The sequence below is a fragment of the Planococcus sp. TJ-201 genome (assembly GCF_058268495.1).
On the sequence record NZ_JBZDOG010000006.1, the window covers coordinates 99,220 to 125,373 of the forward strand.

Annotated in this window: 25 protein-coding genes, 1 tRNA gene, 1 other RNA gene and 2 pseudogenes; 25 read left to right on the forward strand and 4 right to left on the reverse strand. The window is 42.0% G+C overall.

Annotated features, from left to right (window positions below):
- Positions 1 to 6: 6 nt before the first annotated feature.
- The 6 genes from trxB to AC4EG4_RS15190 all read left to right on the forward strand — a co-directional run bounded on the left by trxB (position 7) and on the right by AC4EG4_RS15190 (position 4,823).
- Positions 7 to 969 (forward strand): thioredoxin-disulfide reductase, encoded by a 963-nt coding sequence (trxB, locus tag AC4EG4_RS15165; protein WP_490979861.1) that lies wholly within the window; start codon positions 7 to 9, stop codon positions 967 to 969.
- A gap of 203 nt (positions 970 to 1,172) precedes the next feature.
- Complete coding sequence (locus tag AC4EG4_RS15170) at positions 1,173 to 1,658, forward strand: NUDIX domain-containing protein (protein ID WP_490988280.1); 486 nt, start codon at positions 1,173 to 1,175, stop codon at positions 1,656 to 1,658.
- Positions 1,651 to 2,532 carry an RNase adapter RapZ gene (gene rapZ, locus AC4EG4_RS15175; protein ID WP_490979863.1) on the forward strand — a complete coding sequence of 294 codons (882 nt, stop codon included), beginning with the start codon at positions 1,651 to 1,653 and terminating at the stop codon, positions 2,530 to 2,532. The genes AC4EG4_RS15170 and rapZ overlap by 8 nt, the downstream gene beginning before the upstream one ends.
- Positions 2,533 to 2,536: 4 nt before the next feature.
- A complete protein-coding gene (locus AC4EG4_RS15180) occupies positions 2,537 to 3,532 on the forward strand; it encodes a gluconeogenesis factor YvcK family protein (RefSeq protein WP_490979864.1) in 996 nt (331 codons plus the stop codon).
- 23 nt (positions 3,533 to 3,555) lie between these two features.
- Positions 3,556 to 4,506 (forward strand): DNA-binding protein WhiA, encoded by a 951-nt coding sequence (gene whiA, locus AC4EG4_RS15185; protein ID WP_490979865.1) that lies wholly within the window; start codon positions 3,556 to 3,558, stop codon positions 4,504 to 4,506.
- A gap of 59 nt (positions 4,507 to 4,565) precedes the next feature.
- Positions 4,566 to 4,823: an HPr family phosphocarrier protein gene (locus AC4EG4_RS15190; protein WP_490979866.1), complete on the forward strand. Its 258-nt coding sequence runs from the start codon at positions 4,566 to 4,568 to the stop codon at positions 4,821 to 4,823.
- Positions 4,824 to 4,880: 57 nt separating this feature from the next.
- On the opposite strand, the gene clpP is transcribed toward AC4EG4_RS15190, so the two are convergent.
- Positions 4,881 to 5,492: an ATP-dependent Clp endopeptidase proteolytic subunit ClpP gene (clpP, locus tag AC4EG4_RS15195; RefSeq protein ID WP_490979867.1), complete on the reverse strand. Its 612-nt coding sequence runs from the start codon at positions 5,490 to 5,492 to the stop codon at positions 4,881 to 4,883.
- Between the two features lie 171 nt (positions 5,493 to 5,663).
- Between clpP and AC4EG4_RS15200 the strand changes: the two genes are divergently transcribed.
- The 14 genes from AC4EG4_RS15200 to AC4EG4_RS15265 all read left to right on the forward strand — a co-directional run bounded on the left by AC4EG4_RS15200 (position 5,664) and on the right by AC4EG4_RS15265 (position 18,997).
- Positions 5,664 to 5,735 (forward strand) — tRNA-Arg (locus AC4EG4_RS15200).
- Positions 5,736 to 5,917: 182 nt separating this feature from the next.
- The gene (locus AC4EG4_RS15205; RefSeq protein WP_490988281.1) at positions 5,918 to 6,148 is read left to right on the forward strand and encodes a glutaredoxin family protein; all 231 of its coding nucleotides are present in this window, start codon (positions 5,918 to 5,920) and stop codon (positions 6,146 to 6,148) included.
- A gap of 107 nt (positions 6,149 to 6,255) precedes the next feature.
- A complete protein-coding gene (locus tag AC4EG4_RS15210) occupies positions 6,256 to 7,299 on the forward strand; it encodes a sugar-binding transcriptional regulator (protein ID WP_490979869.1) in 1,044 nt (347 codons plus the stop codon).
- Positions 7,300 to 8,307 (forward strand): type I glyceraldehyde-3-phosphate dehydrogenase, encoded by a 1,008-nt coding sequence (gap, locus tag AC4EG4_RS15215; protein WP_490979870.1) that lies wholly within the window; start codon positions 7,300 to 7,302, stop codon positions 8,305 to 8,307.
- 110 nt (positions 8,308 to 8,417) lie between these two features.
- Entirely contained in the window at positions 8,418 to 9,602 is a 1,185-nt protein-coding gene (locus AC4EG4_RS15220) for a phosphoglycerate kinase (RefSeq protein WP_490988282.1), read from the forward strand.
- A 27-nt stretch (positions 9,603 to 9,629) separates the two neighbouring features.
- On the forward strand, positions 9,630 to 10,391 hold the full coding sequence (tpiA, locus tag AC4EG4_RS15225) for a triose-phosphate isomerase (protein WP_490988283.1): 762 nt from the start codon (positions 9,630 to 9,632) through the stop codon (positions 10,389 to 10,391).
- Positions 10,384 to 11,916: a 2,3-bisphosphoglycerate-independent phosphoglycerate mutase gene (gene gpmI / locus AC4EG4_RS15230; protein ID WP_490988284.1), complete on the forward strand. Its 1,533-nt coding sequence runs from the start codon at positions 10,384 to 10,386 to the stop codon at positions 11,914 to 11,916. The genes tpiA and gpmI overlap by 8 nt, the downstream gene beginning before the upstream one ends.
- Positions 11,917 to 11,932: 16 nt before the next feature.
- Complete coding sequence (gene eno / locus AC4EG4_RS15235; RefSeq protein ID WP_308788270.1) at positions 11,933 to 13,228, forward strand: phosphopyruvate hydratase; 1,296 nt, start codon at positions 11,933 to 11,935, stop codon at positions 13,226 to 13,228.
- A gap of 493 nt (positions 13,229 to 13,721) precedes the next feature.
- Positions 13,722 to 13,949, forward strand: coding sequence for a preprotein translocase subunit SecG (gene secG, locus AC4EG4_RS15240; RefSeq protein WP_049694326.1), 228 nt, complete (start codon positions 13,722 to 13,724; stop codon positions 13,947 to 13,949).
- Between the two features lie 72 nt (positions 13,950 to 14,021).
- The gene (locus AC4EG4_RS15245; protein ID WP_490988285.1) at positions 14,022 to 14,768 is read left to right on the forward strand and encodes an alpha/beta hydrolase; all 747 of its coding nucleotides are present in this window, start codon (positions 14,022 to 14,024) and stop codon (positions 14,766 to 14,768) included.
- Between the two features lie 24 nt (positions 14,769 to 14,792).
- Positions 14,793 to 17,117: a ribonuclease R gene (gene rnr, locus AC4EG4_RS15250; RefSeq protein ID WP_490988286.1), complete on the forward strand. Its 2,325-nt coding sequence runs from the start codon at positions 14,793 to 14,795 to the stop codon at positions 17,115 to 17,117.
- A 49-nt stretch (positions 17,118 to 17,166) separates the two neighbouring features.
- Complete coding sequence (gene smpB, locus AC4EG4_RS15255) at positions 17,167 to 17,631, forward strand: SsrA-binding protein SmpB (RefSeq protein WP_142828885.1); 465 nt, start codon at positions 17,167 to 17,169, stop codon at positions 17,629 to 17,631.
- Between the two features lie 85 nt (positions 17,632 to 17,716).
- Positions 17,717 to 18,070, forward strand: a transfer-messenger RNA (tmRNA) gene (ssrA, locus tag AC4EG4_RS15260).
- Between the two features lie 318 nt (positions 18,071 to 18,388).
- Positions 18,389 to 18,997 (forward strand): nucleotidyltransferase domain-containing protein, encoded by a 609-nt coding sequence (locus AC4EG4_RS15265; protein WP_490979876.1) that lies wholly within the window; start codon positions 18,389 to 18,391, stop codon positions 18,995 to 18,997.
- 147 nt (positions 18,998 to 19,144) lie between these two features.
- On the opposite strand, the gene AC4EG4_RS15270 is transcribed toward AC4EG4_RS15265, so the two are convergent.
- Both AC4EG4_RS15270 and AC4EG4_RS15275 read right to left on the reverse strand, forming a co-directional pair.
- On the reverse strand, positions 19,145 to 19,915 hold the full coding sequence (locus tag AC4EG4_RS15270) for an endonuclease/exonuclease/phosphatase family protein (RefSeq protein ID WP_490979877.1): 771 nt from the start codon (positions 19,913 to 19,915) through the stop codon (positions 19,145 to 19,147).
- 425 nt (positions 19,916 to 20,340) lie between these two features.
- Positions 20,341 to 20,865 carry a P-loop nucleotide/nucleoside kinase family protein gene (locus tag AC4EG4_RS15275; RefSeq protein WP_490979878.1) on the reverse strand — a complete coding sequence of 175 codons (525 nt, stop codon included), beginning with the start codon at positions 20,863 to 20,865 and terminating at the stop codon, positions 20,341 to 20,343.
- A gap of 237 nt (positions 20,866 to 21,102) precedes the next feature.
- Between AC4EG4_RS15275 and AC4EG4_RS15280 the strand changes: the two are divergent.
- Positions 21,103 to 21,695: pseudogene (locus AC4EG4_RS15280) on the forward strand (kinase).
- A gap of 330 nt (positions 21,696 to 22,025) precedes the next feature.
- A complete protein-coding gene (locus AC4EG4_RS15285) occupies positions 22,026 to 22,589 on the forward strand; it encodes an SGNH/GDSL hydrolase family protein (RefSeq protein WP_490979880.1) in 564 nt (187 codons plus the stop codon).
- A 139-nt stretch (positions 22,590 to 22,728) separates the two neighbouring features.
- Here the strand turns inward: AC4EG4_RS15285 and AC4EG4_RS15290 are convergent, their stop codons facing one another.
- A complete protein-coding gene (locus AC4EG4_RS15290; protein ID WP_490988287.1) occupies positions 22,729 to 23,928 on the reverse strand; it encodes an MFS transporter in 1,200 nt (399 codons plus the stop codon).
- 237 nt (positions 23,929 to 24,165) lie between these two features.
- On the opposite strand from AC4EG4_RS15290, the pseudogene AC4EG4_RS15295 reads away from it, so the two are divergent.
- The 3 genes and pseudogenes from AC4EG4_RS15295 to AC4EG4_RS15305 all read left to right on the forward strand — a co-directional run.
- A pseudogene (locus AC4EG4_RS15295) lies at positions 24,166 to 24,840 on the forward strand (alpha/beta fold hydrolase); the annotation flags it as partial.
- Positions 24,841 to 25,282: 442 nt separating this feature from the next.
- Positions 25,283 to 25,639: a DUF5412 family protein gene (locus tag AC4EG4_RS15300; protein WP_490988288.1), complete on the forward strand. Its 357-nt coding sequence runs from the start codon at positions 25,283 to 25,285 to the stop codon at positions 25,637 to 25,639.
- Positions 25,640 to 25,779: 140 nt separating this feature from the next.
- On the forward strand, positions 25,780 to 26,019 hold the full coding sequence (locus AC4EG4_RS15305; RefSeq protein WP_490979894.1) for a hypothetical protein: 240 nt from the start codon (positions 25,780 to 25,782) through the stop codon (positions 26,017 to 26,019).
- Positions 26,020 to 26,154: the final 135 nt, after the last annotated feature.

A 26,154-nucleotide genomic window follows, 5' to 3' on the forward strand; every position in this document is an offset into this window, starting at 1 on the left:
ATCATTATGACTGAAACAGAAACAATATATGACGTAGTAATTATTGGAGCAGGACCAGCAGGCATGACTGCCGCTGTTTATACATCTCGTGCAAACTTAACAACGCTAATGTTAGAACGCGGCATTCCAGGCGGCCAAATGGCCAATACAGAAGAAATTGAAAACTATCCAGGCTTTGAACACATTTTGGGGCCGGACCTTTCAACAAAAATGTTCGAACATGCGAAAAAGTTTGGTGCTGAATACGCATATGGGGACGTAACCGAAGTTATTGACGGTGAAGAATTCAAAACCATCAAAGCCGGATCTAAAGAATACAAAACACGTGCCATTATCGTTACAACAGGCGCAGAGTACAAAAAAATGGGCATTCCTGGTGAAACAGAACTGGGCGGCCGCGGTGTCAGCTATTGTGCCGTATGTGATGGAGCTTTCTTTAAAAAGAAAGAATTGGTTGTTGTCGGCGGCGGAGACTCTGCAGTTGAAGAAGGGGTTTACCTGACCCGTTTCGCAGACAAAGTCACAATCGTCCATAGACGCGATGAGCTTCGTGCACAGAAAATCATTCAGGACCGCGCATTTGCCAATGACAAAATCGACTTTATCTGGAGCAATACAGTCAAGGAAATTCACGATGATGGAAATGGCAAAGTTGGCAGTGTTACACTGGTATCGACAGAAGATGAAAAAGAAACAGAATTCAAAGCAGACGGCGTCTTCATCTACATCGGCATGCTGCCATTAACAAAGCCGTTTACTGATTTGGGCATTTTGAATGACGAAGGCTATATTGTCACCAATGAAAAAATGGAGACGAAAGTACCTGGAATTTATGCCGCGGGCGATGTTCGTGAAAAAACCTTGCGCCAAGTGGTTACAGCGACAGGTGACGGCAGCATCGCAGCGCAGGCTGCACAGCATTATATCGAAGAGCTAGTTGAAAAAATAGCAACGAAAGCACAAGCTTAATTGTTTCTTAATCATTTTGTAACGCGCTTGTCATGAATAGGGGCTATAGTAAGAAGAGTAAGTTGACCCCCTTTTTATAAAGAAATTTTGATGGCCGTTTTTCGAGCAACTCGGAAGACGGCCTCTTTTTTGCATTTTTTTGCATGGCACACCAGGATAGATGTATAATGGAGTAAGTTTACAATAGATGCGGAGTGTCGAATGTGCAGCGAATCGCGAATTTATTAGTTATTAAAGATAGACAAGTCTTATTATTAAAGAAACCCCGCCGCGACTGGTATGTCGCTCCCGGCGGAAAAATGGAGTCCGGAGAGTCTATTTACGATGCGGCTGTTCGGGAATTTCAAGAAGAAACAAATGCCACGCCAATTGGCACACATTTAAAAGGCATCTATACAATGATGATCCAGGAACAGGAAAAAATTGTGGACGAATGGATGCTGTTTACATTTGCAGCAAACAATTTGACTGGAGATCTATTTGAAGAAACAAATGAAGGATTGCTGGAATGGCACCCAGTGGAAGAGCTGGCATTCTTGCCAATGGCTGAAGGCGATCGAACCAATCTTCAGTTTGCAGTGAACCAACAAGGCATTCAATACGGTACTTTTTATTACACGCCTGAGTTTCAGCTGATCAAAGAAACCATCCAATCATCAAACGAAGAGGTGAATCATCAGAATGGATAACCGTCAAGAAGAAACAGAATTAATCATCATCACAGGCATGTCAGGCGCAGGGAAAACCGTGGCGATCCAAAGCTTCGAAGATCTTGGATTTTTCACAATCGACAACTTACCTCCGGCTTTGCTGCCTACTTTTATCAAATTGATGAGAGATTCCGGGAAATCGATGAAGCGGGTAGCGGCAGTTATGGATTTGCGTGGCGGAGACTTTTTTGACAGCCTCGTAGATGCCATTGACCATTTGTCGCAAGAACCGAACGTCTCCATCACCGTTCTGTTTTTGGATGCGGAAAATCAAACCTTGGTGAGCCGGTACAAAGAAACGAGAAGATCCCATCCTTTGTCGCCAGGCGGTTTGGTGCTGGGCGGCATAAAAAAAGAACGCGATATGCTGAGCGATCTTCAAGGCCGGGCAAAATACATTTACAATACGTCCGATATGACACCTCGTCAGTTGAAAGAGCGGATCAACGCTGATTTTACAACCAAGACAAGCAATGTTTTCACGGTCAACGTGATGTCTTTTGGATTTAAGCATGGCATGCCAATCGATGCCGATTTGGTGTTTGATGTGCGCTTTTTGCCGAATCCTTATTACATTCCCGAGTTGAATCCGTTGTCCGGCCTTGATGAGCGAGTATCCAGCTACGTCTTGAAATGGCAGGAAACGCAAACGCTTCTTGAAAAATTAACGGATCTTCTGCAATTTATGATTCCACAGTATAAGAATGAAGGAAAAGCACAGCTCGTCATTGCTTTCGGTTGTACGGGTGGCCAACATCGATCTGTGACACTGGCTGAATATTACGGTAAGCTGCTGGCTGAGAACAATAAAGTCATCGTGACGCACAGGGATGTCAAAATAAGAAAGGAATGAGTGCATGGAACGCAACCAGCACCTGAAACGCATTGTTATTTTGGGCGGAGGTACCGGACTTTCCACACTCTTGCGTGGATTGAAGTTATATCCGTTGGACTTGACTGCAATCGTCACCGTGGCAGACGACGGCGGAAGTTCGGGCCGCTTAAGAAATGATTTGGATATTCCGCCTCCGGGAGATATCCGAAATGTACTAGCTGCATTATCGGATACAGAACCTTTGGTTGCAGAAATGTTCCAATACCGTTTTAAGCAATCCTTGGATCTCGATGGGCATTCCCTTGGGAATTTAATGCTTGCTGCTTTGACAGACATTACAGGGGATTTTTCCCATGCTGTCCGTGAAATGAGCCGGGTACTAAGCGTCAATGGAACCGTATTGCCGGCAGCCAATCAAATTGTCACCCTGAATGCTGAACTGGAAGACGGCACCATCATCAAAGGGGAATCCAAAATTCCAGCCTATCTCCAGCCGATTAAACGGGTGTTTATAGAACCTCATGACGTAAAAACCTTGCCTGCAACAATAGCGGCGATTGAAAGTGCAGATGTTATTGTAGTGGGTCCAGGTTCCTTATATACCAGCATTTTACCTAACCTATTAGTGAAAGATATAAAAAAAGCAGTAGTGGCTGCCAACGCAAAGAAAATTTACATTTGCAACTTAATGACACAAGCAGGCGAAACGTATAAATATACCGCTTCAGACCATGTTCAGGCGATTTACGATCATGTCGGTGAAAATTTTCTCGATGCGATTCTGCTCGATAGAGTCCAAATGCCACCGATTGTAGCCGAACGCTACAAAAAAGAGCTGGCATCCCCGGTTGAATACGATGAAGAGCGATTAAAACAAATGGGTCTTGAAGTGTATAGAAAAGATATCGCCAATATTTTTGGAGAAATTGTCCGGCACGAGCCTTTGAAAGTAGCCGAATGGTTATTTGAATACGCGGGCGGCCGTGCTGGTGAAGATTCGAAGCATCTTTACTTTTAATGCTTTGAAAGGAGGAACGAATTTTGTCTTTTGCATCTGAAACAAAAAAAGAAATGACGCAAATCGAAGTGGATGATTGCTGTGGAAAAGCAGAGCTTTCCGCAATGATACGAATGAACGGCACCTTGTCATTTTCCAATCGGCAATTGAGCCTCGACATCCAAACCGAGAATGCAGCAATCGCCCGGCGTATTTACACGCTGTTGAAACGTTTTTACAAAGCGTATCCGGTGGAATTGCTTGTCCGGAAAAAAATGCGGTTAAAAAAGAACAACATCTACATTTGCCGAATCCGTGAAGGGGCCAAGCATGTACTGGAAGACTTGGAAATTCTGACGGAAGGTTTTCAATTTCAGCACCAGATCGTCCAAAGCCTCATCGAGAAAAACTGCTGCAAACGCTCTTATTTGCGAGGGGCTTTTTTAGCGGGCGGATCTGTCAACAATCCTGAAACCTCATCGTACCATCTAGAAATCTACTCTCTCTACAAAGATCATGCCGACTCTTTGGTCGACTTGATGAATGTTTTCCATTTAAACAGCAAAACTATTGAACGGAAAAAAGGCTTTGTCACTTATCTTAAAGAAGCAGAAAAAATTGCCGACTTCCTGAGCATTACTGGCGCGCATTCGGCTTTATTGAAATTTGAAGATGTCCGAATCATCCGAGACATGCGAAACAGTGTAAACCGTCTCGTCAACTGTGAAACCGCTAACTTGAATAAAACCATTGATGCAGCATTGCGGCAAGTTGAAAATATCCGCTTTATCGATAGTGCAATTGGAATCGACCAATTGCCTGAACGCTTGCGTGAAGTTGCCCGACTTCGGGTAGAGTATCAAGACGTGACGCTTAAAGAGTTGGGTGAAATGGTGTCGGGTGGATCGGTCAGCAAGTCAGGTGTCAATCACCGGCTGCGAAAAATTGATGAAATTGCAGCGTCACTGAGAAAGGGAGAAATGATCGGCCGCTAACTGCTGGCTGTTCTTTCATATATAAGAGAGTTAAGTTTCAGAGGAGGATGAGGATAAGCATGGTTGAAAAACAAGTAAAAGTGCTATTAAAAACAGGTCTTCAAGCAAGGCAAGCCGCGTTATTTGTTCAAGAAGCAAACCGGTACACTGCGGATGTCTATTTAGAGAAAGACCATAAAAAAGTAAATGCCAAAAGCATCATGGGCATCATGAGCCTGGCAATTGGTAAAGGAACAGAAGTGATAATTTCGGCAGATGGGTTGGATGAGGAAAAAGCAGTCCAATCTTTATCAGAAATTATTGAACAAGAATCGTAACAATAAAGCTTTTGCACCATAAAAAAACTCACAGCCCAAAGGCTGTGAGTTTTTGTTTTAAACGTCTTTTTTGTGGTTTTCAGGAAGCTTGCTGCGTGTGATGACTTGGTCAATCAAGCCGTATTCAAGCGCGCGTTCAGCTGTCATGAAGTTATCACGGTCAGTGTCTTTAGAAATGACATCGATCGGCTGACCTGTGCGTTCAGAAAGAATTTGGTTCAACTTCTCGCGAAGGTGAAGAATGCGTTTCGCCGCAATTTCAATTTCAGTAGCTTGCCCTTGAGCGCCGCCAAGAGGTTGGTGAATCATGACTTCGGCATTCGGAAGTGCCAGACGTTTGCCTTTTGTTCCAGCTGCCAATAGGAAAGCTCCCATTGAAGCAGCCATGCCGATGCAGATTGTTTGAACATCTGGACGGATAAACTGCATTGTGTCGTAAATCGCCATACCAGCTGTGATGCTGCCGCCTGGGCTGTTGATGTAGATCGAAATATCTTTATCTGGATCTTCTGCTTCAAGGAACAGGAGCTGTGCAACAATTGAGTTGGCAACATTATCATCAATACCGCTGCCTAGCATAATGACGCGGTCTTTCAACAAACGCGAATAAATATCATAAGCACGTTCGCCTCGGCTAGTTTGTTCAATTACTGTAGGAATTAAGTTCATGAAAAGTTCCTCCTCGATTAAGTGGTTTGCAAACAATGCTGAAAGTTCTCTCAGCTGTACTATTATCATACACATCATGGTCAATGAAGGTCAAATCTAACGAATCAAAAAAATAAGCTTGATTAACTTAAAAAGGTTTCGTATAATAGAAAAGTCGCTAATAGCGAAAACGCCCTCGTAGTGTAATGGATCACACGTAAGATTCCGGTTCTTGAGATGGAGGTTCGATTCCTTCCGAGGGCATCCTAACATAATGCAGTCCCTTTGCCTTAACCGGCTAAAGCGGCTGTTTTTTTATTGCCAATTTAGTGGGCTAGGCAGTATAAGTTGAACGGAAAGATTTTTATGGATAAGCTGAATGAATAGCCTCAATTATATAGCGAGTGCTTGAAAACCTATCCTGTTTATAGAAAGAAGGCAAACCGATGTTTACATTATATACGCGTTCCAACTGCCCGCTTTGCGATGAGGCAAAGTTAATGATCGAACTTGTCAATGAAGATTTCCCCATAACCTATAAGGAAGTGGACATTGAAAGCGACGAGGCACTGCATGAGAAATACATGCTCATGATTCCGGTGCTGGAGAAAGGCAACACGGTATTGTTATACGGCAATATTGGTTATGTAGAATTGTTGGAAGCGTTAGAACGTTAACGCTTCTTTTTATTTGCAATTAAAAGACGGATTAGGTAGAATGAATTTAGTGGGACACAAAATTATTTAATGGGACAAAAAACGTCCAGCTAGAACGGAGTGAACACATGGATGCATTATCTGTCGCTCAGCGAAAACTGATGCCGGAAATGTCCGAACTCCTGAAAAAGCGATACCAGATTTTACAGACAATTTATTTAGAACAACCAATCGGCAGGCGAACCTTAAGTGAAGTTGCCGGTGCAACAGAGCGCGAGATCAGGAAAGAAACCGATTTGCTGCGTAAGCAGCAACTGATTGAAATGAAGACAGCAGGCATGACTATTACTTCGCAAGGACTGGAAGTGCTGGAGAACCTGAAAGATTTCGTTCGTGAAATGTCTGGATTGACAGATATGGAAGCAGAGCTGCAAAAAGTCTTAAACATCTCGAAAGTGGTTATTTTGCCACAGGACAGCGACGAGATTCCAGCAGTAAAATTCCATATTGGCAAAGAAGCAGCCCGTCTTCTGGAAATGATGTTTAGCCGTTATGAAAAAATCGCCGTCACTGGCGGCAGTACACTGGCGGCCATCTCAAAAGAACTGTCAATCGGCAAACCGAAGCGGGCGCTTCAATTTATTGCAGCCCGCGGCGGCTTAGGTGAAGATGTCTTGCATCAAGCCAATACGATTGCAGCCGCTTTTGCCGAAAAAACTGGCGGTTCGTTTAAAACTCTTTACTTGCCTGATCATTTAAGTGCTGAAGCTTTCGAAATGATGATGAAAGAGCCGTTGATCAAGGAAATGATGGACTTGTACGACCAAACAGATGTAGTGGTCCATGGCATAGGCAACGCAGAAGAAATGACGGTTCGCCGCCACTCTTCTCTGGAAGAAGCAGAAAAGATACGTTCAGGTGGAGCGGTAAGTGAGGCTTTCGGCTATTATTTCGATAAAGACGGAAAAATTGTTTATCGCATTCGCACAGCGGGCATTCAATGGGAACAGGTGCAAAAAGCTTCAACGATCTTAGCAGTTGCCGGTGGGAGTTCCAAAGCAAGAGCGATTTTATCTTATTTCAAAAACGCACCAAACCCGACAGTGTTGGTCACAGACGAGGGTGCCGCAAGAAAGATTATCGAATTGACTAAAAAATTGGAGGAATTGTAAATGACTTTAAAATTAGCAATTAACGGATTTGGACGTATTGGACGCATCGTATTTCGTGGGGCAATGGCAAACGAAGAAGTGGAAGTTGTCGCAGTAAACGACTTGACTGACGCTAAAATGCTTGCTCACTTACTAAAATACGATTCAATCCACGGAACATTGGATGCTGAAGTTTCAGCAGAAGGCGATAACATTGTGGTTAACGGCAAAACAATCCGTGTATTCTCTGAAAAAGACCCTTCAAACCTTCCATGGAAAGATCTTGGCGTAGACATCGTTGTTGAATCTACTGGATTCTTCACAGATAACGAATCTGCTTCAAAACACATCGAAGCTGGAGCTAAAAAAGTTATCGTTTCAGCACCAGGCAAAAGCGGCATGAAAACACTTGTTATGGGTGTTAACCATGAGTCGTACGACCCGAAAGAACACCATGTTATTTCAAACGCATCTTGTACAACAAACGGCTTAGCTGGAATTTCTAAAGTATTGAATGACCGTTTTGGCATCAAGCACGCTATGATGACAACGATTCACTCTTATACAAATGACCAGATTCTTTTGGATTCACCGCACAAAGATTACCGCCGTGCACGTGCAGCTGCAGAATCTATGATTCCAACAACAACTGGAGCAGCAGTAGCAGTATCACAAGTATTGCCTGAACTAGAAGGCAAAATTGACGGTATGGCAATCCGCGTACCAACTTCAAACGTATCTCTAATTGACTTGGTAGTAGACCTTGAGCAAAAAGTTACAGTTGAAGATGTTAACAATGCATTAAAAGATGCAACTGAAAACGAATTGAAAGGTTACTTGGAATACAGCGACCTTCCATTAGTTTCTAAAGACTATAACGGCAACTCTGCCTCTTCAACAGTTGACGGTTTGTCAACAATGGCACTTGGCGATAACATGGTTAAAGTTTTGGCTTGGTACGATAACGAGTCTGGCTACTCAGCACGTTGTATCGACCTTGCATTGCACATGTACAAAACAGGATTGTAATTCCAAAATCATAGCTTAATTACCAATGAACCCCTATAATAAAAGAGGGTAAAAGGGGCGGGGACATACCCCGTCCCTTATTTTTTTGAATACAAATAGGAGGTATTTTCATGCAGCAGAAAATGACCATGAAAGATTTGGATTTGAAAGGAAAACGCGTATTTTGCCGTGTTGATTTCAACGTGCCGATGGAAGATGGCAAAGTGACGGACGACACAAGAATCCGTGCAGCTGTGCCGACAATCGAATACTTGATCGAACAAGACGCAAAAGTTATTTTGGCCAGCCATTTGGGTCGCCCTAAAGGTGAAGTCAACGAAGACATGAGACTCGCTGCGACAGGCGTCCGGTTAGGCGAATTGTTACATAAAGAAGTAAAGAGCCTGGATGAGTCGATTGGCGAGAATGTTGAAAACGAAATTTCAGCGATGCAAGAAGGCGACATTGTCTTACTTGAAAACGTCCGTTTCCATCCGGGAGAAGAAAAAAATGACGAAGAGCTGGCAAAAGCATTTGCCAATCTTGCCGATGTGTTCGTTAACGATGCGTTCGGTGCAGCTCACCGTGCACATGCTTCAACAGCCGGTATTGCAAGCCATTTGCCGTCCGTGTCAGGCTTATTGCTGGAAAAAGAGCTGGATGTATTGGGCAAAGCGTTGTCAGAACCTGATCGTCCGTTTACGGCAATTATCGGTGGAGCGAAAGTAAAAGATAAAATCGGTGTCATTGACCATTTATTGGATAAGGTTGATAACTTGCTGATTGGCGGCGGACTTTCCTATACCTTTATCAAAGCGCAAGGCTTTGAAATCGGGAATTCGCTGGTGGAAGATGACAAACTGGACTTGGCTAAATCATTCATTGAAAAAGCAGAGCAAAAAGGCGTAAAACTTTATTTGCCGGTTGATGCGATCGTCGCCAATGACTTTTCTAATGATGCAGAGAAGAAAAGTGTCAACATCCAGGAAATCCCGTCAGATTGGGAAGGATTGGATATCGGTCCTGAAACTGTGGAGTTGTATGCAGACGTTATTAAAAACTCGAAATTGATCATTTGGAACGGACCAATGGGCGTTTTTGAAATGCCTTCGTTTGAAAATGGTACAAAATCTGTTGCGCAAGCAATGGCTGAAACTGAAGGCTACACCGTAATTGGCGGCGGAGATTCTGCTGCGGCAGTTGAAAAATTCCATGTGGCCGATAAAATGGATCACATCTCTACAGGCGGCGGCGCTTCCTTAGAGTTCATGGAAGGCAAAGACTTGCCGGGTGTCAGTGCATTAACAGATAAATAAGACGATTACTTGAAAGGGAGTGCTTTTGTGAGAAAACCAATTATTGCAGGAAACTGGAAAATGTACAAAACAGCAACAGAGGCAAAACAATTTGTCGAAGAAGTAAATGGATTAGTGCCAGATGCTGAAAATTTGGATGCAGTCATTTGTGCTCCTGCGATCTTCCTAACACAGCTAGTTGCTTCTGCAGAAAACAGCCCGCTTCAAATCGGCGCACAAACAATGTCCGAAGAAGATGAAGGTGCATTTACTGGAGAAATCAGTCCTGTCCAATTGACAGACATTGGCGTGAAATACGTAATTATCGGCCATTCAGAGCGCCGCCAGTATTTCAATGAAACCGATGAGTCTGCAAACAAAAAAGTCAAAGCTGCTTTCAACCATGGTCTAGTGCCGATTCTTTGTGTCGGTGAAACACTTGAGCATCGCGAAAGTGGAGAAACCGGTTCGGTTGTTGAAGCACAAGTAGAAAAAGGCATTGCCGGTCTGAGTGAAGAACAAATTGCTCAATTGGTTATTGCTTATGAGCCTATCTGGGCAATCGGAACTGGCAAAACTGCTACTGCTGAAGACGCTAACGAAGTCTGTGGCATTGTCCGCAAAAAAGTAGCAGCATTGTATAACGATCAAGCAGCTGAAGAGCTTCGCGTACAGTACGGCGGCAGCGTAAAACCAGCCAATATTGTTGAACTAATGGGCATGGAGCATATTGATGGAGCATTAGTTGGAGGCGCAAGCTTAGAAGCTGATTCTTTTGTCAAATTGTTGGAGGCGGGTTCACATGCGTAAAACCGAACATCCAGCGGCACTCATCATTTTAGATGGATTTGGCTGCCGTGAAGAGACTTTCGGTAATGCCGTTGCACAAGCAAAAAAACCTAATTTTGATCGGTTATGGAATACTTACCCACACGCAAGGTTGACGGCTTCAGGTGAAGCGGTTGGCTTGCCGGACGGGCAAATGGGCAACTCGGAAGTAGGGCATTTGAATATTGGTGCCGGACGAGTGGTCTATCAAAACCTGACACGCATCAATAAAGCAATTCGTGAAGGCGACTTTTATGAGAACCCTGCGTTTCTTGAAGCGATCGCCAATGCAAAAAGCCGCGGCAAAGCGCTTCATATTTTGGGCTTACTGTCTGATGGCGGGGTCCATAGCCATTACGAGCACCTTTTTGCTTTGCTGAGATTGGCTAAGCAGCAGGGATTAACAGAGGTATACGTACATGGTTTCCTGGATGGCCGAGATGTAGGGCCACGGACGGCACTCAAATACGTAGAAGAAGCCGAGCAAAAAATGAACGAAATCGGTATTGGTAAATTTGCATCGATCAGCGGCCGTTATTATGCGATGGACCGCGACCAACGCTGGGAACGCGCCGATCTGGCGTACCGTGTGCTGGTTGATGGGATTGGCCAAACGGCTCCTTCTGCAAATGCCGGCATCACACATTCGTATGATCTGGATGTGGCTGACGAATTTGTCGTACCATTTGCAATCGTTGAAGACGGCAAACCGGTAGCAACGATCGATTCGGACGATTCGCTTATTTTCTTCAACTTCCGGCCGGATCGTTCGATCCAATTAACATCTGCGTTTATTCGGGAAGATTTTACCGGCTTTCCGCTAAGTGCCAAACACCCAGAAAATTTAACTTACGTTACTTTTACTTCATACAGTGAGGATTTGCCGACACGCGTCGCATTTGAAACGCTGAACTTGGAGAACACTATTGGAGAAGTGATCTCAGCCAATGGATTGACACAGCTGCGGATTGCCGAAACAGAAAAATATCCGCACGTGACTTTCTTCATGAGTGGAGGACGTGAAAACGTCTTTCCTGGCGAAGACCGCATTCTTGTGGCGTCCCCAAAAGTTGCGACTTATGATTTACAGCCTGAAATGAGTGCTTACGAAGTGACCGACCGTCTGGTAGAGCAAATTGAAGCAGGGGCACACGATGCCATCATATTGAATTTTGCCAATCCGGATATGGTCGGGCACAGCGGCTTGCTGGAACCAACCATTCGTGCCATTGAAGTAGTGGATGAATGTTTGGGCCGCATTGTAGACGCGCTGCACGCCCAGGGAGGCTCAGCAGTGATTACAGCTGACCACGGCAACGCAGATGAAGTTCGCACAGTTGACGGCTTGCCAATGACGGCACATACGACCAACCAAGTACCGGTGATCCTGACAAAGTCAGATCACGTACTGCGCACCGACGGCATTCTTGCCGATTTGGCACCAACAATTTTAAAAATGCTAAATGTTGAACAACCAGCCGAAATGACTGGAAAACCATTATATTAAAAGGGAGCTGTTTTAATTGCCAATTATTACACAAATTCAAGCACGCGAAATTTTAGATTCACGAGGAAACCCAACAATCGAAGTTGAGGTATTCACAGAAAGCGGCGCATTTGGCCGTGCAATCGTACCTTCAGGCGCTTCTACAGGCGAACACGAAGCAGTTGAGCTTCGCGATGGCGACAAGAGCCGCTACCTTGGAAAAGGCGTACTAAAAGCAGTAGAATTTGTTGATACTGAAATTGCGGAAGCAATAGAAGAAAAATACTCGGTCCTTGACCAAGTATCCATCGATAACGCAATGATCGAATTGGACGGAACAGAAAACAAAGGCCGTTTAGGCGCTAACGCAATTCTAGGTGTTTCATTGGCCGTGGCACACGCTGCAGCTGACTACTTGGACGTTCCACTTTACCAATACTTGGGCGGCTTTAATGCAAAACAATTGCCGGTTCCAATGATGAACATCTTAAACGGCGGCGAACATGCTGACAACAACGTGGACATCCAGGAATTCATGGTAATGCCAGTTGGCGCAAAATCGTTCCGTGAAGCGGTTCAAATGGGCGCAGAAATTTTCCATAACCTAAAAGCTGTCTTGAAAGAAAAAGGCTACAACACTTCAGTCGGAGACGAAGGCGGATTTGCTCCGAACTTGGGATCTAACGAAGAAGCATTGACTACAATTTTAGAAGCGATTGAAAAAGCTGGCTACAAAGCGGGAACAGACGTATTGCTTGCAATGGATGTTGCTTCTTCTGAAATCTACGACAAAGAAAAAGGCGTCTACAACTTGCCAGGCGACAACACGGTGAAAACTTCTGCCGAAATGGTTGACTGGTACGAAGAGCTTTGCAACAAATACCCAATCATTTCAATCGAAGATGGATTGGATGAAAACGACTGGGCTGGACATAAATTATTAACTGAACGAATCGGTGACCGCGTTCAATTAGTTGGAGACGATCTTTTCGTTACCAACACGAAGAAATTGGCGCAAGGAATCGAAGAAGGCATCGGCAACTCGATCCTGATCAAAGTAAACCAAATTGGTACATTGACTGAAACTTTTGATGCGATTGAAATGGCGAAACGTGCCGGCTATACAGCTGTCATCAGCCACCGTTCAGGCGAGTCTGAAGATGTGACAATTGCCGATATCGCTGTTGCAACAAATGCTGGACAAATCAAAACAGGGGCTCCATCACGTACGGACCGCGTTGCGAAATACAACCAGTTGCTGCGCATCGAAGATCAGCTATTTGAAACAGGCCAATACTTAGGTCTAAAAACTTTCTACAACTTGAAAAAATAACCCATGAGTTAAGTGCTTTTTAAATCATATAAGTTGCAGTGGATATTTCGCAAATAAGCTCCGCTTTCCTGCGGGCTTGCGCCGAACTAACTCGGGCTGGATGCCCGAGTGGATTTCGGCACTTCGCTATTCCGCGGGAGTCTCCGCTGATTTGCTACATATCCTATCTGTAACTGTGATTCTTTTTAGTTTGCTACGAGTTGTTAGTTGATGCTTTGAAGAAAGAGTGCAAGGCGGCGACTCCTGCGGGATAGCGTGTCCAGGTGAGACCCCGCAAGGCGAAAGTCTGAGGAGGCTCACGGACCGCCCGCGGAAAGCGTCCGCCTGGAGCGATTTCTTCAGATCTGCTACTAGTTTTTGAACGTTAGAAAAGTACATGCATTAGCGAAAAAAATAGAGGCAAATGCCTCTATTTTCTATTGCTATTGTCACCGGTCACAATTTTTGGTAAACTTAGATTTGTTGTGAACGTTCTTTTCAGGAGGTGGAATTTATGCATACGTTGTTAATGACATTACTCGTCATCGTATCGCTCGCATTAATCGTAGTCGTTTTATTGCAATCTGGAAAAAGTGCAGGTCTTTCAGGAGCCATCTCCGGTGGAGCAGAGCAACTTTTCGGCAAGCAAAAAGCTCGTGGTTTGGACTTGGTCCTTCACCGCGTAACGATCGTACTTGCTGCCTTATTCTTTATTCTGGCTGTTGCCGTAACGAAAGTTTAATGTAGATGATTAAATCGCCTGACCATACATGGTTGGGCGTTTTCTTTTAGTATTGGAAATGGAGGGATTATCATGCGAATTGCGCAGCCAAAGCCATTTTTCTTTAAAGCAGGCAAGCGCGCTGTTCTCTTGCTGCACGGATTTACTGGAAACTCAGCGGATGTCCGGATGCTGGGCCGCTTTTTGGAAACGAAAGGATACACCAGCATTGCACCGCATTATGCAGGCCATGGAGTGGCACCTGAAGAACTGGTGGGCACGGGTCCGGCAGACTGGTGGAAAGACGTTGAACAGGCATACCAGACATTGCTCGAGGAAGGCTATACCGAAATTGCAGTAGCGGGTCTGTCGCTTGGCGGCGTATTCAGCCTGAAATTAGGGTATACAAAGCCTATCAAGGGAATTGTCACCATGTGTGCGCCGATGTATATGAAAACCACTGATCTTATGTACGAAGGTGTCTTGAAATATGCACGGGAATACAAGAATTATGAAGGAAAAAGCGATGAGCTTATCGAAAAAGAAATGAAGGCTTTCCAGGAACGGCCGATGGAGTCGCTGGCCGATTTGCGTGCTTTGATTGCAAATGTCAAAGAACACGTGGACCATGTATATGCACCGTTGTTTGTGGTTCAAGGCAGACTGGATAATGTCATCAATACGGATTCGGCCAATGTGATTTACGAAAATGCCGAATCGACCGATAAGCATATTAAGTGGTATGAAAACTCTGGCCATGTTATTACGCTGGACAAAGAGAAAAAGCAATTGCACGAAGACATTTTCGCATTTCTTGAATCGCTTGATTGGAGTGTGTGAACGGTCATAAAGGAGGAGTTCGATTTGGGAAATACCGATGGTTCATTAGAACAGCGCTTACTGGTCTTCATGCGTGAAGAAGCATACAAGCCGCTGACTGTACAGGAAATAGAAGAACAATTCGGTTTTGAAGATGCCGATGAGTTTAAAGAATTGGTCAAAACATTGGTGCGTTTGGAAGAGTCAGGCACGCTTGTCCGTTCAAGATCAAATCGCTACGGTGTACCAGAGCGGATGAATTTGATGCGCGGAAAATTCATCGGGCATCCAAAAGGATTCGGCTTTGTAGCACCTGAAGAAGCCGGTTTGGATGATGTCTTTATTCCGCCGACGGAAACAAATGGCGCAGTAAACGGCGATAAAGTAATGATCCGTGTTTCAGATGGATCTTCAGGAGACCGCCGCGAAGGTGCAATTATCCGGATTATTGAACGCGGTACTACAAAAGCCGTTGGAACGTTCCAGGAAAACAAAGGCTTTGGCTTTGTCGTAACAGACGATAAAAAAATGAACATGGATATTTTTATTGCGAAAGACGACACATTGGGCGCAGTAGATGGCCACAAAGTGGTTGTGGAGATTACCGGATGGCCGGAAGGCAGGAAATCTGCTACTGGTATGGTGACGCAAATTCTTGGCCATAAAAACGATCCAGGCGTCGATATTCTGTCCATCATCCACAAATACGGAATTGAAACTGAATTTCCGCCGGATGTGCTGGAACAGGCAAACAATGTGCCGGACGAAATTGACCCGGCAGACCTCACAGATCGCCGCGACTTGCGGAACGAACAAATTGTCACAATTGATGGCGCCGATGCCAAAGATTTGGATGATGCAGTCCAAGTGGTTAAATACGAAGATGGTACGTATAAATTAGGGGTTCATATTGCCGATGTCAGCCATTATGTGACGGAAGGGTCGGCAATCGACCGTGAAGCTTATGACCGCGCTACGAGCATCTATTTAACGGATCGTGTTATTCCGATGATTCCGCATCGCCTGTCCAACGGCATTTGTTCATTAAACCCGCAAGTCGATCGTTTAACTTTGTCTTGTGAGATGATTTTCAACGACCAGGGCGAAGTGGTTTCCCATGACATTTTCCAAAGCGTAATCAACACGTCAGCACGTATGACGTATACGGAAGTTTATGAAATTTTGGAGCAGGACAACCAGGAGCTGAAAGAGAAATACAGCGAATTGGTGCCGATGTTCGAATTGATGAAAGAGCTTGCTGAAGTTCTTCGCACGAAACGCATGCGCCGCGGCGCCATTGATTTTGATTTTAAAGAATCCAAAGTGCTGGTGGATGAGGATGGCAATCCAACAGACGTAGTTGTCCGGGAACGAACAGTTTCTGAGCGTTTGATTGAAGAGTTTATGCTGGCTGCCAATGAAACAGTCGCTGAACATTTCCATCGTATGGAAGTGCCTTCGATTTACCGGATTCACGAAGATCCAAAGCCGGAAAAACTGCAGCGATTTTTCGAATTTGTAACCAATTTTGGGATTATGGTAAAAGGGTCTGGGACGCAGATTCATCCAAAAGCTTTGCAGGAAATTGTTGAATCTATTGCAGGAACTCCGGAAGAGCCGGTTATTTCCACGATGATGCTTCGTTCCATGCAACAGGCGAAATACTCGGCTGAGAGCTTAGGGCATTTTGGGTTATCGACTGAGTTTTATACGCACTTTACTTCACCGATTCGCCGTTATCCGGATTTGATTGTGCACCGCTTAATTCGCACATACTTGATCGAAAAAGATTTATCGCAGAAAACAATCGCGTATTGGGATGCCAATATGGACGATATTGCTACACATACATCAGAACGCGAACGCCGTGCAGTTGAAGCAGAACGCGATACAGATGCTCTGAAGAAATCACAGTTCATGGCTGATAAAATTGGAGAGCAGTTTACTGGGATCATTTCTTCAGTAACGAACTTTGGTTTGTTTATAGAACTGGCAAACACCATTGAAGGATTGGTTCACGTTTCCAATATGACCGATGACTACTACCGCTTTGACGATCGCAGCATGATGATGATCGGCGAGCGCAGCAAACGTCAATTCCGGATTGGTGACGAAATCGAAATCAAAGTCATCGGCGTAAAACCGGAAGAATCATCAATTGACTTTGAAATCGTCGGCATGGTCCAAAACACACGCCAGTCGAGAAGAGAACAGCCGAAAGTGATTCGTGCCGGGAAAAAAGACGGCGGCGGAAAACCTGGACGCGGTGGCAAAAAGCCAGAAGGCGGCGGACCTGGGCGCAAGCCGAAAAGCCAGAAGAAAAAGTTTTATGAAGGCGCAGCAAAACAAGGGCGCAACAAGAAAAAATAAAATCGCGGCTCGAGGGCCGCTTTTTTGAATCTAGTTGAGGTGAAACCGCATGGCCAAAGGAGAAGGCAAAGTAATTGCCCAAAACAAGAAAGCCGGTTTCGATTTTTTCATTGAGGAAACGATCGAAGCAGGGATTGTCTTGCAAGGCACAGAAATTAAATCAGCACGAAATGGCAAGGTTCAGTTGAAGGAATCGTTTGTGCGAATCCGCAACGGTGAAGCTTGGATATCCAATATGCACATCAGCCCTTATGACCAGGGCAACCAGTTTAACCATGACCCAACTCGGTCACGCAAACTGCTATTGCACAAAAAACAGATCACGGATTTAGAGGCTCATTCAAAAGTGCAGGGCTCTGCAATCATTCCGCTGAAGATGTATTTGAAGGACGGCTTTGCCAAAATTCTGCTCGGTGTCGGTAAAGGGAAGAAAAACTACGACAAACGGGAAGATTTGAAGAAAAAAGACGCGAAACGGCAAATCGACCGTGCCATAAAAGAATACAACCGCTAGAACTTGAAGTCTGACCATTGTTGCCTTATAATAGGGATATAGCACATGAAGCTGTTTATTCATCTTCCGTGTCTCTTTTTAATAAGGGGACGTTACGGATTCGACAGGGATGATCTGGGCTTGGGTCGCGCGTCGGAGGATCGGCTCCGTCATCAACGTATTTATAACAACTGGCAAAACAAACCAAAACCTAGCATTCGCAGCGTAAGCTCGGATCTGCTTTATCTATCCATCGCCCATGTGGCTGGGTAAAGCTCAACTTTAGTGGGATACAACGTTTGCTGCCATCTGAGGCAAACGGGAGAGATTCACAGATTAGTGCCCAGGACGCCTGCTTATTGGCAAAATGGTGCACGAAACCCTAATGAATAAGCTACACGCGTAGACGCTCAAGTAGCGGAGTTTCTGGACGCGGGTTCGACTCCCGCCGTCTCCATAGTGAGATATCACAGAGTGTCATTGAACGTCAAAATCCTTGATATACCAAGGATTTTGGCGTTATTTGATGTCATAGAGTATCATATGATATCAAATAAACCTAGTCAAAAACCTAGTCAACCTAGTCAAAAACCTCGTCACGTTTCCCTTAACTCATTAAATAGTTTTCAAATTTCTCGATAGTTCCTGCTTTTGCTTTTTCTGTGACGTGAGTATAGTCTCGTGGATTCCATCCGAAGTAAGGTTGGCGAGATTGCAGTAGCGGGAGTTAGAACGGTCATCCAAATGGATGCTGGAGGGAAAAAGGAAGTGGGAGAGAATGCGAACGGATTTTAGTAATTGGAAACCACTTACTGTAACAGAAGTGAGCAACCTGTTCAGCAGCATTCCGATTTCCTGGGGAATTGCTGGAGGCCGGGCATTGGATATGCATTTAGGCAGAAAAACGCGAGAACATAACGACATAGACATTGTCATTTTTCGGGAAGATCAACAAGTCGTTTATCAACACTTGAAAAATGACTGGATGTTATACAAAGCAAAAGATGAACAGTTATCACTCTGGCGAGAAAAAGAATATCTCGATGTTATTAACGATGTATGGGTTAGCAGAGGGAACCATACTCCATGGGCATTCCAGATTATGTTGCGGGATTATGAACAAGATAACTGGATTTATCGGCGAGAAAAGACGATTAAAGGATCAAAAGAAGAATTATTCTCATATGATACAAATAAAGTTCCTTATTTGAAGACTGCCATTCAACTTTTATATAAAGGAGGCTCTTCACAAATAAGAAAAAAAGATTTCAAGGACTTCCAGTCTGTGTTGTCTTCATTGTCATCAATAGACAAAGATTGGTTGAAAGAAGCACTAAAAAGGAAATTTCCTTTAGAACATAGTTGGATGAAGAGTTTAGGAGACTGATTGTACAAATCAAATATCCGTTTTCATATCATCACCTCATCGCTAGTAGTGGTAATTCTAATTGCATAAACTCAAAAGGGAAGGAGTGCAAATCAGCACTGCTTCCCTTTTTTTTTCTGTATAAGTAGACTTTTAAGAACAATTAAGCTAAGTAATATCTACTATGACACCATAGTGGTCACTGGGCAGTATATTTACTTTCGTCACAGGTAGTTTTCCAAACACTTCAACACTATTTAACAAAGGGAGATTTAAACTCTCAAGTTTTTTCATTAAAATCCAATCATACCTAGACTGTTCACTCAAATTGGTCACATTTTTTAAGTGGGAGTTGTTAATCTGGTCCAAAGTTGCCTGAGCTTTAACACCGTTTTTTTCTTCATTCAACACTGCCAGATCCAACCACCTATTTTCTTGTAGATAGTTATGAATATTTGAGTCAGGCGCATCATTAAAATCACCACAAAGAATTTCAAATGGTTTAGCATTTTCAGCAATCCAAGTGTTCACTGATTGTATTTGCTCTTTTCTTATTTCAGAGGTTCTCCAATTCAAATGGACATTGGTGATTCCATACTCAAAGCTATCGTAGTTAAAAGTCATTCTAATAGCACAGTAGTTCGATTCCTTTGTATATGCGTGCCAGATTGCGTCTATATTTGAAATGGGAATTTTACTTAGAAAAGCAAGACCCTCATCTGGTGAATCAGGGTATTCTTTAAAAATGCAATAGGGATATCCTGTATGATCGGCTATATATTGTGCCACATTTATACTTCCATCTTCACTGCTAAAAGTCCTTACTTCCTGTAAAGCGATAATATCAGAATTCACTTTTTTTACTTCCTCACAGATCGCCTTTAACCTATCTGCCCACATAGTTTGGTTGTTCCAAACATTAAAGGTTGCTATTCTCATGATTTCCCCCCATCTCCTATTTGAAAGTGAGCAGATCTTTGACTGTTCCAATTCAAATGAATATCTTTGTTTGATTCTCAGGATTTTTTTACGATCAAAAACTGGGATGTGACTGATTATATCTCTGAAGATATATGCACTCTTATTGAGATCTTATACCAATTTTCGAGCTGTTATTGATTTTCCTATACCAGCTGGTTCAGGAACAATGTACACTCTCCCTCGCATTTTCTTCCAGGCTTAAAAACCATCAATATTTTTATGTACTTGAATTTAAATACTGGGATGATATTTATTTCTAGTTTGAAAAACTACAAGAAGATCGGTCTGTAAAAGCGTAATTTTAAAAACGATTTGGCAAACTAGAAAAAACTGGTGTATCTTGGAAAGAATACTGGGGTTTTATTTACCGCGTTAAATAAAATCTAAGCCTTTATGTAGTCGATTACTTCTTGTAAATAAGCTTCTATAGGCTTGCTTGTATCAACGGTCAATATTTCCCTTTCTAAGGGTTTCTTGCTGTTAGTGATTGTATACTGGAAGGCTTCTAAGGAGGGCACTTCTTTTATTTGGCTAATCATTTTTTCGCGTTCTCTTAATCTTCGATTGATTTCGTCCATGTCATTTAGGTAACATTCTACATATTTATACTTAATGGGGTACTTTTCGCTTAATGAAATTCCTTTTTCGATAAGTTCATCATAGAGACAGGGGCTATCTAAAATGACATTATGTCCTTGGGATAGGTAAAATTCAACGAGTGACCAGTCGATATTGTAAGAAGCTTTGCCAGTAAGTTTAGGATCAATTGTAACTTCCAAAAGGGACTCCATTAAAGATGATTTGACGATATCATGATCAACAATAACTGCTTTAAGTTGCTTGGCAATTTCACGTGAAAGTGTCGACTTCCCCGAACCAGGAAAACCAGACATTTGAACAAAGAACATGTACAGACCTCATTTCCTGTTACTTTGATAAATAGTTCTGAAATAAAATAAAGTAACGAAACCATAATATATCATTAAAATTTAGCATGTATTACCCATTTTTATACTTCCACTACAGAATGAACGGACGAAAATATTTGTTTTATCGGAAAGGTTATAGTTGCAATGTTTACTATACGAATAAGAAGTTAAACTAGAGAAGAAGATAATATAGTAAGAAGGTAAGGGGTGGCGAATATGGAAGATGATATTCTGGAAATAGTTTCAAAGATTCCAAAACATAGAAGTGGAAAAAGGCTTGTGTTAGGAATAGATGGACTAAGTCGATCGGGAAAAACAACAATTGGAAATAAGATAAAACAGCAATTATTGGATGAAAAAGTTCCCTTGTGTATTTTTCATATAGATAACTATATTGTCGAAAGAAAAAAGCGTTATAACAGCGGCCAGGCAGAATGGTACGAATATTATCAACTGCAGTGGGATACCAAGTGGTTAAAAGTAAACTTTTTTGAAAAATTAAAGCAATCTGATGAGTTATATTTGCTAACCTATGATGATGAAGCTGACAAACAAAAAATGAAGAAAGTTAAAATTCCTGAAACATGTCTAATTATAATTGAGGGTGTTTTTCTGCAACGGAAAGAGTGGAAGAGTTTCTATGATTATGTATTTTTTATAGATAGTTCAAGAGAAAAAAATTTAAACGGGAGAATGCAATTACACGAAAAAATATTGAAAAATTTAAAAATCGTTATTGGAAAGCTGAGGATTATTATTTAGAAACCGAAGAACCGATGAAACACTCAGATTTTGTTTTTAAAAATTAATAATTTGGTATGAAGTATAATTAAAGTTTGGAAAATCTAGAATTATAGTATATATCATAAGTTACCTGAAGGATTCTGCTTGAATACGAAAGTAGAGAAGATGTAGCCAGAGCATCTCTTCTCGCCCTTTCTGTCTATAAAGCGTACTTTTTCGAACGGTATTATTGTTAATAACTCTATTAATTTTATTTCATTAAATGTAAATTTTGGTGAAATAAAAAAATCTTAACTTAGATAGTTAAAATCTTCAACTAAATGATTGGTAAGACGACAGATGATATGAAGGTTAAATAAAGTATGATAAATTAAACAGGTCACAGGGGGAATTAGATGCTTAGGATGGTTTGTTTTGGAGACAGCCTTACGGCCAGAAAAGAAGGCTTTGATCAACCTATGTTGACCAGTAAATTGTCTTCAATCTTGAATAGCTTTGAAGTGATCAACGCAGGTGTTTCCGGCGATAATACTTGTGACGCTTTACTCAGAATTGAGAGGGATGTTATCAAACATAATCCCGATATAGTAACGGTGTTGTTCGGGGCAAATGACGCAGCATCTCATAAACAAATCGATTTAAAAAACTTTAAAGAAAATCTCTACAAAATTGTCCAAGTACTGAAACCCGAGAGAACTATTTTAATTTCTCCTTCTCCAGTAGATGAACGTGTTCAGTTTGCAAGGACAAATGAAGTTTTATTTGCCTATGCTGAAGTAGTTAAAGAAGTAGCGGATGAAACAGACACTCGTTTCATCGATCTCTTTTCTGAACTGATTTCAGTGGAGAATTACTTGCAAAAACTTAAAGGGCTAGAAAACGATGGATTACATTTCGGTGAAGATGGCTATGATTTTTTAGTTGAACTAATAAAAAAGAAAATTGAAGAGACTCGGTAATAAAACGACAAAACGTTTTATTTAAAAAGTTGTTTTATGTATCATGAGGTTTTCAGAAGTAAGTTCATGACAGAATGAAGAATACAAAAGAAGGAGACATTCGGCAGTATTCCGAATGTCTCCTTCTTATAGTAAAAGCTTATACCGTTCGCCACAGCAGGATTCTGCCTTTGTAAGCAATCAAACTGACTGCTGCCAATAAAATTCCCGAAAACATAAAGACGCTACGAATGCCAAATGTATCTGCCAAAATTCCCATTAACAGTGAAGCGACACCGAAGGTTCCAGTACCGATTGCTCCTAGAGTGGTAAACACCGTCGGCAATCGGTCTAGCGAAACACTCGTCTGAACCACAGTCTGCTGTGGAATATTCTTAATTTGGGTAACAATCCCGACAAGGAACATAAGAACCAGTGCCACTATCGGTACACTGTTCAATCCAAAGCAAATCGTCAGCAGACTGCAAGAAACAGCTCCCCAGAAAATAAGCGGACTGAGTCTTTGTTCAATCCAATCAGCATATCGCAGACAAAATAGGCTGCCCCCAATCAATCCCAGGAAAAAGGAGCCGTTGATGAATCCCCACCATTTCTCCTCCGCCAATAAGACTTCAATGACAAAGATATACAAAATCGCAGAAATCCACGCGGTGTCGGCAATTGTAGCCAGCACATCCATCCAGACAATTCGCTTTAACACTGGCGTAGTAGAAACAGTATGCCACCCTTGACTGATTTGCTGCCATTTGCTTTGTCGAATCGCTGGTGTAAATTCGACTTTTTCCAAAATGCTTAACAGCAGACTAGACAACAAAAACAAGCCAGCTGTCAACCAGATCAATTCATTTACAGAGAACCAAATCAACAGCGAGCTGCCGACAAACCACATAGCAGTCTGGATGGTCTGGGTCACAGTTTCAGTAATGCCATTCGCTTTCAACAACTGTTCGCTCTTCACATAATTCGGAATGAGCGACTGGGTCACTGGATTAGCGCAACCATCCAATAATGCAATCAGGCTGATGATGAGAAACAACCCATAAAAATTGGACAGCGAAAGTTGCGGCAGTATAAAAGCCAAAACAATCAATAGTGCGGTTTTCCCCATCTGCGAACCAGCTAATAGCCATTTCAAGTTGAAGCGCTGCATCAGCAAAGGCGTCAAGCTGTTCGAGATGAACATCGAAGTAGTGATGGTAAACGGCACAAAAGCCGCCGCTGTAGCCGATCCTGTCAGTTCAAAGATAATATAAATCAGGCTGACAATATATAAGACATCGCCCATATTGGCAAGCGATTGCCCGGTTAGCAGTATCTTGAAATTTCTATTCAGTTTCATTAGTAAGTTCCCCCAGGAATCGATTCGTAAATGATTTCTACTAAAGGGAATTTATCAAATTGGACTAGTGATCATGTCATGCGTTCCTTTCTGGATAAAGATAAATCTTGGGGGAATGATTTATCGAAAGTTTTGATTATTTCCATTATACTCTAACTAAACAGGAAATAAATGGCTCGTAAAGATTAATCTCACTGTAGTAAAAATTTCAATCAACAAGCTCAGGAGGGAAAAAGGTTGAGACGTTATTTTATCAATGATGAACAGATTACTATCCGTGTAACCGAATGGGGAAAACCAAATACACCCGTCATTTTTTGTTTGCACGGTTTAGGGAGTACAAGCCTCAGTTTTATTGAAATAGCCGAACAGCTAAAAGATGAATTTAGAATTATTGCAATCGATGCACCAGGTCACGGCAAAACGGATCCTTTTCCAACAGCAGAAGATTATGAACTGCCTTCGCTTGCAGAGTGGCTGGATCAGGTTATTGAGAAGCTCCAAATCGAGAAATTCTTCTTCCTATCTCATTCTTGGGGGAGCTTTGTCTCCTTATTTTATCTGGCATATTTTTCAGAGAAAGTTATTGGGACGATTCTACTCGATGGTGGATATTAGTCGAAAAGAGGAAAAGGACAACCCATGGAAGAAGAAGCAGCATATTATGAAGAGGACTTTGAGGGCTATTTTGAGACTTGGGAGAGCTTTCTGAGGGATGCCGTCTATGGAGAGGCTTCCAGAAGATCTTCCTTATTAGAACTCGCAGCCAAGGATCTTGTTCTAGAAAGGAACAACAGATTTTATTGGCATGCAAGAGGAATAACAGGGAGCCATATAATTAAAGGGATGCACAAACACGAAATAACCGATATTTTTGATGAATTACCAGCTGATATAGTATTGCTTAGAGCAAGGAGATGTGATCGGTGTAACAGCGCCTTCCAGTGGCGCATATGAGTCTCTGCACATTCTCTTGTTGAAAGCGAAAGCGAAAGCGAAAGAGAATGTAGAAGCATGCGGATACAAAGTAGTGATGGGTGAAACGGAATGAACTATAATCAACTAGCAATTATAAAGATAAAAATTTATGAATACTCGTGTACCAAGTAAGAAGAAACTTCCTTTATGCAACTAAAAATTCAAAGCAATTGAAGAGTATGATACATCAGGATTATTAAAGATTTGAATGTAACTTAAGTGCAGTTAAGTTACATTCGGTTTATTGCAGAAGGAAATTTAATACCAAATATGGAAATATAGGATGCGCTAAGATCATCTGAGTTTACCAAATAAATTGTCGTTTGCTTGTGAAACTAACGTAGAGAATCGTGAGTAAATGTTAGAGGAGATACTAATGAAAAAAAAGAAATCAGTCATCATTTTATTAATAGTAGCTGGAATTCTGTCATATGGAATTTATTGGGCATTTTTTGATTTGAGTAGGTTTAAGCAGGAATTAATTAATGAATCAACTTCTCCTGATGGAACTTATACTATTAATGCCTATCTTAACAATACACACGCTACTACCCCTTATACTGTATTAGGCGAGTTAATTTTCAATAATTCAAATAAAAGATCCAAGGAAATTTATTGGGATAAAGCTGAAAAAGCAGATATTCAATGGATAGATGAAAACACAGTAGAGATTAATGATATTAGAATTAATTTACCCAACGAATCCTATGATTTCAGAAAAGGAATTCACTAGTAAATTTGGGTTTTTAATGATTAATTTGAAATAGTCATTTTGAATGTAACTTAATGTGAATTAAGTTATATTCAATTTTAGGCAAGTAACCAAAAGAGGTGTACAGTAAGATAAACTTTCATACTGGAGATGAAAATGTGATGAGTAGAGGCAAAGAAGAAGAAATCATTTTCGATACGATGCATGAAGCTGATGTATGGGCTGATTCAATAGCAAATGAAATGTACGGAAGGCTTTATGATCGTTATAACACTCCTGACTATAAAATAGCCTGTGCTTTAGCTTTTAGATTAGCTGCCATTGAAAATTGTAGAGTTTATGCCGAGACCGAAGAAAATAGATATAAAGTATATGCTGTGTTTGATACTTCGAATTCATAAATTTCCTAAAACAGACTTATTTATGGGCTTTAACTCAATTAAAAATATCTAATGTAAATGGAACGTATTAGCAAGTAAGTTGCATTTATTGAAGCTAAAATCAACTTTTATTTTTAAAAAAGAACTTCAAATTAA

What these genes read in the sequence shown, in the direction of transcription:
- AC4EG4_RS15210 (WP_490979869.1), top strand. Translation starts at nt 6,256, where the DNA reads ATGGATGCATTATCTGTCGCTCAGCGAAAACTGATGCCGGAAATGTCC.
- AC4EG4_RS15265 (WP_490979876.1), top strand. Translation starts at nt 18,389, where the DNA reads ATGCGAACGGATTTTAGTAATTGGAAACCACTTACTGTAACAGAAGTG.
- AC4EG4_RS15305 (WP_490979894.1), top strand. Translation starts at nt 25,780, where the DNA reads ATGAGTAGAGGCAAAGAAGAAGAAATCATTTTCGATACGATGCATGAA.
- AC4EG4_RS15275 (WP_490979878.1), bottom strand. Translation starts at nt 20,865, where the DNA reads ATGTTCTTTGTTCAAATGTCTGGTTTTCCTGGTTCGGGGAAGTCGACA.
- gap (WP_490979870.1), top strand. Translation starts at nt 7,300, where the DNA reads ATGACTTTAAAATTAGCAATTAACGGATTTGGACGTATTGGACGCATC.
- clpP (WP_490979867.1), bottom strand. Translation starts at nt 5,492, where the DNA reads ATGAACTTAATTCCTACAGTAATTGAACAAACTAGCCGAGGCGAACGT.
- AC4EG4_RS15290 (WP_490988287.1), bottom strand. Translation starts at nt 23,928, where the DNA reads ATGAAACTGAATAGAAATTTCAAGATACTGCTAACCGGGCAATCGCTT.
- AC4EG4_RS15220 (WP_490988282.1), top strand. Translation starts at nt 8,418, where the DNA reads ATGCAGCAGAAAATGACCATGAAAGATTTGGATTTGAAAGGAAAACGC.
- AC4EG4_RS15180 (WP_490979864.1), top strand. Translation starts at nt 2,537, where the DNA reads ATGGAACGCAACCAGCACCTGAAACGCATTGTTATTTTGGGCGGAGGT.
- gpmI (WP_490988284.1), top strand. Translation starts at nt 10,384, where the DNA reads ATGCGTAAAACCGAACATCCAGCGGCACTCATCATTTTAGATGGATTT.
- AC4EG4_RS15205 (WP_490988281.1), top strand. Translation starts at nt 5,918, where the DNA reads ATGTTTACATTATATACGCGTTCCAACTGCCCGCTTTGCGATGAGGCA.
- AC4EG4_RS15190 (WP_490979866.1), top strand. Translation starts at nt 4,566, where the DNA reads ATGGTTGAAAAACAAGTAAAAGTGCTATTAAAAACAGGTCTTCAAGCA.
- secG (WP_049694326.1), top strand. Translation starts at nt 13,722, where the DNA reads ATGCATACGTTGTTAATGACATTACTCGTCATCGTATCGCTCGCATTA.
- AC4EG4_RS15300 (WP_490988288.1), top strand. Translation starts at nt 25,283, where the DNA reads ATGAAAAAAAAGAAATCAGTCATCATTTTATTAATAGTAGCTGGAATT.
- rapZ (WP_490979863.1), top strand. Translation starts at nt 1,651, where the DNA reads ATGGATAACCGTCAAGAAGAAACAGAATTAATCATCATCACAGGCATG.
- smpB (WP_142828885.1), top strand. Translation starts at nt 17,167, where the DNA reads ATGGCCAAAGGAGAAGGCAAAGTAATTGCCCAAAACAAGAAAGCCGGT.
- AC4EG4_RS15245 (WP_490988285.1), top strand. Translation starts at nt 14,022, where the DNA reads ATGCGAATTGCGCAGCCAAAGCCATTTTTCTTTAAAGCAGGCAAGCGC.
- trxB (WP_490979861.1), top strand. Translation starts at nt 7, where the DNA reads ATGACTGAAACAGAAACAATATATGACGTAGTAATTATTGGAGCAGGA.
- AC4EG4_RS15285 (WP_490979880.1), top strand. Translation starts at nt 22,026, where the DNA reads ATGCTTAGGATGGTTTGTTTTGGAGACAGCCTTACGGCCAGAAAAGAA.
- AC4EG4_RS15270 (WP_490979877.1), bottom strand. Translation starts at nt 19,915, where the DNA reads ATGAGAATAGCAACCTTTAATGTTTGGAACAACCAAACTATGTGGGCA.